This is a genomic window from Promicromonospora kroppenstedtii DSM 19349, assembly GCF_000515355.1.
Taxonomy (GTDB): Bacteria; Actinomycetota; Actinomycetes; order Actinomycetales; family Cellulomonadaceae; genus Promicromonospora; species Promicromonospora kroppenstedtii.
Window position 1 is genome coordinate 2,470 of sequence record NZ_KI911752.1, and the last position, 1,631, is coordinate 4,100.

The following is a 1,631-nucleotide window of genomic DNA, read 5'->3' on the forward strand; positions in this document are numbered from 1 at the left end:
GGTCACGTCCACCGCCCTGCCGGCGGCCCGGAGCTAGGCTGAGCGACATGCCCACCCCCGCTGCCGACGTCGGACGCGCCGCGACGCCGACCCGCATCCTGGAGGCCGCTGCCGACGAGTTCGCGCGCTACGGGCTGGCCGGCGCCCGCGTGGACCGGATCGCCGAGCACGCGGCGGCGAACAAGCAGCGCATCTACGCGTACTTCGGCAACAAGGAGGCGCTGTTCGACCAGGTGGTCGGCGCCCGGATCCTCGACCTGCTCGACGCCGTGCCGTTCGACGCCGACGACCTGCCCGGCTACGCCGTGCGCCTGTTCGACTTCACGGTGGGCCACCCCGAGCTGATCCGGCTGCTGCTCTGGCACACCCTGGAGCGGCCGGGGACGCTCGGCACGCTGGAGCGGTCGGCGACCTCCAGCGCGGCCAAGGTCGAGGCGCTGCGCGAGGCCCAGGCCCGGCACCCGGAGCGCATCGACGGCACGGTGCCCGCCGAGCGGCTGCTGGGGCAGGGGCTCGCCGCGGTGCACGGTTCCGTGCTGACCGTCGGCGGCATGCTCGCCGTCCCGGAGGACACGGCGGCCACCGCCGACGGCCGGGCCGACGTGCACCGCGTGGTCACGCGGATCGTCGCCCCGGCCGCGTAGCGGCGTCGTCGGCTCCCCGGGTCAGAACCCGCGCGAGACCGCCGCGCCCGCGGCCAGCCAGGCCCGGCGGGTCTGGGGGCGCAGGGCCCGGTAGTCGAGCTGGCCGTCCACCATCGCCGGGTCGAACGGGACGGTGACGACCTCGCGCGCCAGCGCACGGTAGCCCTGGGCGACCCGGCGCATGTCGGCGGGCGTCGCCTTCGGGTCGGACTGGCTCACCACGACGACGGCCTTCCGGGCCAGGTCCGCCATGTGCTCCCCGCGGTTGGCCAGCGCCTCCAGCAGCAGCGCACCCGCCTCGGCGTGGTCGTCGCGGGTGCTGGTGGCCACCACGAGCTGGTCGGTGTGGTCGATCATGCGCAGCCACATCGGGTCGGACTCGTCGTTGCCGGAGTCGATGAAGATGAGCCGGTAGAACTTGGCGAGCACCGCGTGGATGGCGTCGACGTCCTCGGACGAGATGCGCTGCTCGTGCGCCAGCGCCATCGGCTTGGACCGCAGCACGTCGAACCTCATCCGTGACTGGTGGTGCACGAACCCGGCCAGGTCGCCGAGCTGCGCCGTCGGGCCCAGGAAGTGCTCGGTCCGGGGGATCAGGTCGAGCAGGGTCGCCTCGTGCTGGTCCTGCTCGGTGCGCCAGCCCAGCGTCCCGCGGGTCTGGTTGTTGTCCCAGGTGACGACGCCGGAACCACCGAACTGCGCGAAGACCGCCGCGAGCAGCACGGTCGACGGCGTCTTGCCGGCGCCACCCTTGCCGTTCACGATCGAGATGGTGCGGGGCCCCTGCCAGTGCTGGCTCACCGCCTGCTCGTCGGCGCGCTCCGCGCGCTCCGACTCGCTGGGCGGCACGCGGAGACCCACCCGGGCCAGCACGCCGCGCACACCCTGCGTGGCCGGCTCGTCGAGGCGGTCCTGGACCAGGAACGACGACCGGCGGCTGTCCCGTCGTCCGACGTCGGAGCCGCCGGGGCCGAGGGGCGGCTCGCC

General features: G+C 74.4%; 2 protein-coding genes. One reads left to right on the plus strand and one right to left on the minus strand.

The features are described 5' to 3' along the window. Positions 1 to 47: 47 nt before the first annotated feature. Entirely contained in the window at positions 48 to 644 is a 597-nt protein-coding gene (locus tag PROKR_RS25920; RefSeq protein WP_036969474.1) for a TetR/AcrR family transcriptional regulator, read from the plus strand. 21 nt (positions 645 to 665) lie between these two features. Here the strand turns inward: PROKR_RS25920 and PROKR_RS25925 are convergent. Continuing rightward, on the minus strand, positions 666 to 1,631 hold a 966-nt coding region (locus PROKR_RS25925), incomplete at its 5' end, for a nucleotide-binding protein (protein WP_051433378.1).

Excerpts from the sequence above, each read along its gene's own strand:
- PROKR_RS25920 (WP_036969474.1), top strand. The coding sequence starts at position 48 with ATGCCCACCCCCGCTGCCGACGTCGGACGCGCCGCGACGCCGACCCGC.